At 44.4% G+C, this 6,623-nt stretch carries 7 protein-coding genes; all 7 read right to left on the bottom strand.

All coding sequences use genetic code 11. The features are described 5' to 3' along the window. Positions 1 to 171 precede the first annotated feature (171 nt). Positions 172 to 1,221, bottom strand: coding sequence for a galactokinase (locus tag V3S16_RS15240; protein WP_413886451.1), 1,050 nt, complete (start codon positions 1,219 to 1,221; stop codon positions 172 to 174). A 274-nt stretch (positions 1,222 to 1,495) separates the two neighbouring features. Beyond that, positions 1,496 to 2,260, bottom strand: a complete 765-nt coding sequence (recO, locus tag V3S16_RS15235; protein ID WP_413886449.1) for a DNA repair protein RecO — start codon at positions 2,258 to 2,260, stop codon at positions 1,496 to 1,498. A gap of 4 nt (positions 2,261 to 2,264) precedes the next feature. Continuing rightward, the gene (gene mgtE, locus V3S16_RS15230) at positions 2,265 to 3,617 is read right to left on the bottom strand and encodes a magnesium transporter (protein ID WP_413886447.1); all 1,353 of its coding nucleotides are present in this window, start codon (positions 3,615 to 3,617) and stop codon (positions 2,265 to 2,267) included. Between the two features lie 35 nt (positions 3,618 to 3,652). Beyond that, positions 3,653 to 4,387, bottom strand: coding sequence for a helix-turn-helix domain-containing protein (locus tag V3S16_RS15225; protein ID WP_413886446.1), 735 nt, complete (start codon positions 4,385 to 4,387; stop codon positions 3,653 to 3,655). Between the two features lie 25 nt (positions 4,388 to 4,412). Next, positions 4,413 to 5,462 (bottom strand): SurA N-terminal domain-containing protein, encoded by a 1,050-nt coding sequence (locus V3S16_RS15220; RefSeq protein ID WP_413886444.1) that lies wholly within the window; start codon positions 5,460 to 5,462, stop codon positions 4,413 to 4,415. Between the two features lie 204 nt (positions 5,463 to 5,666). Continuing rightward, positions 5,667 to 6,356 (bottom strand): SurA N-terminal domain-containing protein, encoded by a 690-nt coding sequence (locus V3S16_RS15215; RefSeq protein ID WP_413886442.1) that lies wholly within the window; start codon positions 6,354 to 6,356, stop codon positions 5,667 to 5,669. 52 nt (positions 6,357 to 6,408) lie between these two features. After that, a partial coding sequence (locus V3S16_RS15210) for a hypothetical protein (RefSeq protein WP_413886440.1) occupies positions 6,409 to 6,623 on the bottom strand: 215 nt, incomplete at its 5' end.

Genomic DNA, 6,623 nt, shown 5'->3' with positions numbered 1-6,623 from the left:
GCCGAAAGGCCTCGAGGTCGAACGATTGAATATTGGAATTTGAAATTTATTTGTAATTTGGTGCTTGGAATTTGTGATTTTAGACACAAAACTCCAAGGCAGAGCCGGAGAACTCTAACCTATCCCAGAAGACCAGGTTTTTCAAGGAGTAAATAAAACCAATCAAACGCTTCACAACACCCCATCAGAATCCAGCTTGGCATCAAGCATACAGGCCTCTTTTCTTGTCGAAAGAATAACTTCCCATGTATGTTTTAATTTGTCAATATCTTCGACTTTACCCAGTGCCCATAAACAACCGCCGGCGCCGGCACCTGTAAATCTGGCACCGCAGTTGTTTGCCATGGCGGACTCAACCAGCTCCACCCCCATCTTGTCAAGCACCTCGGGGGTCATCCTTCTCCTGATGGCCGTTTCCCTGTTCATCGCTGAACAGGCATCTTTTATGTCTTTCTGTGCCAGCGCCTCTGCAAATTTCTGGGTACATACTACGATTTCTGCCCAAAGTCCACGATACTTTCCTGCAAGAAACTGCCGCACCCATTTTCCATTCACATCGCTGGACTCGTGCGGTATACCGCAGTACGCCAGCAACAGATGCTGTTCAAAGCCCTTTAATTTATTTTTTTTGATAAGGGTCTTCTTTCTAAACAAAGGTCCTTGATGGCTTCCCGGCCAGTACCATACGTTAGCACCGCCATATGCTGCGGCCAGCTGGTCTTGAAACCCGCACGGTACACCGGCCACACTGGCTTCAAGTACATGGGCAAGCAAAGCTGTTTTTGGTAGGGAAATCGGTTTTTGGCCTGATTTTTGCAAAATCTTTGAAAATGCCGCAACAAGGGCCACGGCCGCCGCGGATGAGCCCCCCAAGGCGCTGCGTGGAGGCGATGACGATTCAATATCGACATGCACGCCTCCAGCCCTGAAGTAGGCGGCCACGGCAAACATTAGCCCGAGCGGATGATCAAATGGGGTTTGATCGATCGGATACTCAGCGGTTTCAAACCCCTTTGAGGACACCTTGACAATACCCTGATGATAAGGAAGAAGGCGCACACGCGTCCTCAAATCGACGGCCATATTGACGGTGCACGGCTTAAGGTGTTTCAGTGGATAATAAAACGTACTGATATCGAGGGTTCCGCCCATATCAATCCTGCACGGGGCCGAGGTTTCAACCGGCGATTCTTCCAGCACTTTTCTCATCGATGCAGCCATATATTTACCCTAAAGTTGCATAAAATTATGTATTCGATTTGTGCCGTTACAACGAAAACCATTGCCAGTATTGGCTGATTCTGGATACTGGTTCCTGGCCTCCGGCTCGTAGAGAGCCTACGCCTCGGAGAGATACTGGATGTTTTTGGACTTCACTATTAGAGCATTCCTGAATATCCAGCATCTAGTATCAAGCATCCAGCATCGATCTCGTAAAAGCGGCTGCCTTACGCCTATCCTCATAGGTAGTTATACAGATTAATGCAACGTTAGTTTATTTCCGTATCTGCTTTAGAAACGTTAAGCTCCGAAGCTCCTTGCCGATATGGTAAGGTACAAAGGCCTCCAAAAAGGCCTGGCCTTCTTTTAAAGCTTGAGCAGTAAATCTGATCCGGCCCGCCCTGGTTAAATCTCCGTTTTTGACCCAAAGAAGCTGTTTGATGGTTCCTTTTGAAAGATATATCTTCCCTGAAGCAACAGGCGCACAGCCGTTGCAGACAAGACCTCCTTTTTTCAGGTCAAAGACAAAACTATTTTCATTGATCCCATCGATTTCATTACGGCAGCTGCCGCAATACCTTAAATTCGGTTGCAAACCGGATATTGTCAAAAATCTTAGCTGAAAGAGGATGGAAAGCCCCGCTACGGACATGCGTCCATGATCGAGTTCTCCGAGAATGTACTTGAACAGGTAGTAAAGCTGATCCAGCTTTTGGCCCTCTTCCGTCCATTCATTTATCAGTTCAGCCCAGTAGCTGGCATAGGATGTTTTGATAATATCGGATCGGATACCGGCAAACGGGTGCTTTAAGGCGGCCTCCTGTAAAACCGGCATACCTTTTCCCCGCCCCTTGCCGAACACTATATCTAAGACGGAAAAGAGATCGAGGATACCGGCAAAGCGTTTGGTGCTCTTTTTGGCGGATTTCGCAATTACTGATTTTTTACCTTGTTTTAAAGTAAAAAATGTAAGGATGAGATCATAGTCTCCAAAATCGACGCGACGCAGCATGATGGCAGGCGTTTCAAAGCTCGACATCTATTCATATACCCAATAGAGTTGTAGCGATCCAAAAATAAAAATAAACGCTGACGATATCGATCGCTGTCGTCACAAAAGGGCCGGTAGCTACGGCAGGATCGACATTTATCCTTGCAAATCCCATGGGCACTATGGAGCCTACCAGCGCCGCCACGGCCATGGAAGATATCACGGCCAGGCCCACAGACACGGCTACCATCGGCGTACTGTATTGAAGCTGGGCTACCAGACCGATCATAAAGCCATAAAATACACCCAGGATAAGCCCGACGGAAAGCTCTTTAAAAACTACCGCCCAAATATCCCTTATGTTAAGGCGCCCTGTAGCCAGACCACGCACAACAATGGTAGAGGATTGGGTACCGATATTTCCACCCATACCCATGATGACGGGGATAAAGGCTGCAAGATAAGCAAATTTCTTTATACTCCCTTCAAAATGACTGATAATAAAAAATGCAATGATGCCGCCGATACAGCTTGCAAACAGCCACGGCAAACGAATCCTCGTGCTTCTGATAACAGACTGTGTTTCCACAAACTCTTCGCCGACGCCGGCCATTTTTAAAATATCTTCGGTGGCCTCTTCTCTGAATATGTCAATCACATCGTCCACGGTGACGATACCCACCAGCCTATTGGTCTCATCCACCACCGGTACTGCCAGGATATTGTAGCGGGCCACTATTTTGGCTACTTCTTCCTGATCCATGCTGGTTTCAACGGAAAACACATCGGTTGACATGAAATCTTTAAGACGCTTTTCAGGCGGCACAACCACGAGCTGTCGCAAGGAACTGACACCTACCAGCTTGCTGTATTCATCCACTGCATAGAGATAAAACGGCATCTCCACATCCAGGTGTTCTTTTTGCAGTGATTCGATCGCCTCTCTGGCAGTGGTCTCCTCTCTTAAGGCGACAAAATCCGGATTCATAATACCGCCGGCCGTATCATCATCGTAATGCAACAGCCCTTCAACCTCTTCGGACCCCTCCTTCTCCATCATTTCAAGAATAGCATCAGACTTCTGCTTGGGTAATTGTCCGATCAGGTCGGCCACATCATCGGTAGGCATGTGATCCAGGACTTCCACGATTTTATCCAGTTCGATGCCTTCAATGAGTGCCAGGAAAGCGCCTTCATCGAGTTCGCTGAAAAGGATACCTTGCTGTTCTATATCATCAATCATCGCAAAAAGCTGGAGCTGTTGAGCAATCGACAACGAACGAAATACTATAGACAGGTCCGCCCCATGTGTCTTGTTTACAATCTTGCGAAGATGGACGGTTGCATCGCGTCTCAGCAGTCTCGTGATGCTATCTACTAGTATCCTTGTGCGGTCATTATGCATATTATCACTATTGAGACCTTTGAAAAATGTTCAATTTACGGAATCTGGAGATTCACGACCTGGCCGCTCTTTCCCAATATCTCGACGGGTTTTCCGTTTAAGGTTACTTGAACGCCGGCAGCATTCCCGATCAATAAATTATATCCGGAAGATGCTTCAAGCTCTAACAGATCACCAGATTTCAGGCTATACTCCCTGGCGCTCTGACCATCGATCTCTATTTTCAGCCATGTCTTATCAACGCCGACAATCTTCAGCAACATTTTTTCTGCAGTTTGTTCACGCTTTTCCACCGCAAAATTCGAAACCTGCAAATCCTTGGGGGAAGTATCACGATGAATTTTATCAGGCACTTGCAATTCCGAATTATCGCCGGAGGGTCTGTTATGCACCAAGGATATTACAATTACGGACAAAACGATAATACCGGAAAGCACCCCTAAAGACAGAAACAGACGTGGCCAATATGCTTGATCCGATCTTCTCAAATCGGCGTCAAAGTCTTCAGTTTCCTGAAAATCAAGCCGGCTTTCCAGATAACGTTTAACAACCTCATCACCATCCGCTTCAATTGCTTGGGCGTAAGCCCGCAAAAAACCCTTTACAAAAACTTCAGCAGGCAGCCGGTCATGATCTTCCTTTTCAATAAGAAGGAGATAATTAATCCCGATTTTGGTTTCCGCTGAAACATTTTTAAGATCGATTTCTTTTGCAAGCCTGGCGGCCTTGAGATAACGCCCAAATGAAAGAGAGTTTTTATTCGCAACCATAGTCTAAGCAACAAACTGTCTCAGATTATTTTATTGTTTTTATGTGTGCGTGTTCACGAAGTTCTTCAAGCCATGCCTGAAACCTTTCGTCAACAATCTTGTCAAAGAGAATTCTTTCAATTTCGGGTGTTACTTTCTCTAAAGGCTTGGCCGGTGTCTGTATAACCTCCTGGACCAAAAAAATCTGATAGCCATGATCCGTATCGAGCACAGGGGTCAGCTCACCGGCCTTCAGATCTTTAACGGCCTCTCGCAAAGTCGGTGAGAGTTTATCAAGAGCGAACAATCCCAAATCACCACCTTCAGAGGCCAGCGGTGATTCAGAGTATGCAGCCACCATGTTTTCGAAAGGCTCCCCGTCCTTTATCTTGGCAAGGACAGCTTCCATTTCTTCTTTAACTCGACGTTTCTCTATCTCATCAGCCAAGGGAGAGACTATCATCAGGATGTTTCTGAGATGATACTTTGTCTCCCCGCCATACTTTTCACTGTGGCTATCATAATAAGTTTTTATATCCTCATTAGTAATTACGATTTTTGATTTTATTTCACGATTAACCAGCCTCACCCTGAGCAGCTGCTCCTTCAGCCGCTCACGATACTCATCCATGGTTAATCCTTCCGCGCTCAATCCCTCCCTAAACTCTTCGTCCGTATAATAATTGATTTCTTTAATACGCTCAATCGTCTTATCGACTTCTTGCTCGCTCACGACAATATTAAAGCGTTTTATCTGTTGATCTTCAATCTTTTCGTCAATAAGTTTTCTAAGAATTTCTTCCCGAACCTTAAAGAGCATTTTACGCTCTTTATTAGAAGAGTACCCTAATCCCTTGACCCTCTCGGCATATGGCTGCAATGACTGGTTCAGCTCATAAAGTGTAATGATATCATTGTTAACTACAGCAACAATCCGATCAACGGTTTCGGCGCCTTCTGCTCCGGGTATTAAATAGAAATTGAACGTACACAAAAGAAAAGTGTATAATAACACCAAAGCCGAATGTTTAACTATTTTTTGAAAATATCTAACTTGCATATTGATATCAATTCTTCCCGTTTTGTTTACGTTCATTTAGTACCTATCTATCAAAATCACATCATATTTGCGAAGGATTTATCTAACAAAATATTTTCGCCACCAAGGCACCAAGACACGAAGTTAAATTATAATAGACAGTTGTTCTTTGTGTCTTGGTGCCTTGGTGGCTATTCTTTCTCTCCGAGGCGTAGGCTCTACGAGCCGGAGGCCGGTTTATCCGGGTTAGGTTATTATTTATTAGCCGGTTATCTTCTCAAGCTGCACTTTGTTAACTTCAATCGTGTATTTTTTTTGAAGTTTTTTAATCCACGATTTGTATGCTTCTTCCAACTTTTTCCTGCGCAAATTGGTTATTATTATTTCATTAATATTTTTTGATCTGTCTTCAAAGTCTGAAGTTAACCCGTCTCCTTTGTAATATCCCTCATAGTATTTAGATATTTCTTCAGGAGTAATGGTGATTTTTCCGCTTAACTCTTCGTTAACCACCTTCTCTATGAGCAAGCGTTTCTTTAAGCCTTCCTCCCAGGCATTATAAGGCACAGCATACTCAAGCAGCGTCTGCTCGAAAAGATCCTCGGGATAGTCTTTTTTTATATCTGAAACAGTTTTTTCAACTTCCAACTTGGATGTTTCTAACCCAAGCTCTTGAGCTCTTTCCAAAATAAGCATCTGCTCTGTCAGCTGATTTAAAAGCCTTAACCGTAATTCCCTTAAAGCAACCGGGTCCTGCATTACATTGTGAGGATAAGCGGTCTTCGCCATTTCAAAGGCTTTGTTGAAATCTAATACAGTCAAAACTCTGTCTCCGACCCGAAAAAGATATTCTTTTTCGTCCATGGAATCAGGATTGGCACAAGCTGCCAGCATCAACGCCATCAATGAAACGCCCAGCAAAATTATAAAATTATAAGTGTCTCTCATCATTTTAAAATCGGCAAGTTACGATAGTATTTTAACATAAAATTTACATAAATATTCAGTTGTTAACACGTTGTGTGATTTCTTTCAAGATGTTTTTGGTCTGAAACACAAGACTGCTGAGCGATCCTTTTGACAGTTTGGATTTCAGCACATGGGCCGGCGTAAACTCAAAACGCTTAGATTGCCCGACAATCAAATCTACGATTCCATCAGGTTGTTTTTGATGAGCTTCTGAAAAACAGAGTGAAAGCAGACGGCCTGAAAGATCGA

Source organism: Candidatus Desulfatibia sp. (assembly GCF_036446775.1).
Taxonomy (GTDB): Bacteria; Desulfobacterota; Desulfobacteria; order Desulfobacterales; family UBA11574; genus Desulfatibia_A.
Note: the sequence above shows the minus strand (reverse complement) of the source record. Positions and strands in the feature narration are given on the sequence as shown.

Coding starts and splice junctions, on each gene's coding strand:
- V3S16_RS15240 (WP_413886451.1), bottom strand. CDS start 1,221: ATGGCTGCATCGATGAGAAAAGTGCTGGAAGAATCGCCGGTTGAAACC.
- recO (WP_413886449.1), bottom strand. CDS start 2,260: ATGTCGAGCTTTGAAACGCCTGCCATCATGCTGCGTCGCGTCGATTTT.
- mgtE (WP_413886447.1), bottom strand. CDS start 3,617: ATGCATAATGACCGCACAAGGATACTAGTAGATAGCATCACGAGACTG.
- V3S16_RS15225 (WP_413886446.1), bottom strand. CDS start 4,387: ATGGTTGCGAATAAAAACTCTCTTTCATTTGGGCGTTATCTCAAGGCC.
- V3S16_RS15220 (WP_413886444.1), bottom strand. CDS start 5,462: ATGAACGTAAACAAAACGGGAAGAATTGATATCAATATGCAAGTTAGA.
- V3S16_RS15215 (WP_413886442.1), bottom strand. CDS start 6,356: ATGATGAGAGACACTTATAATTTTATAATTTTGCTGGGCGTTTCATTG.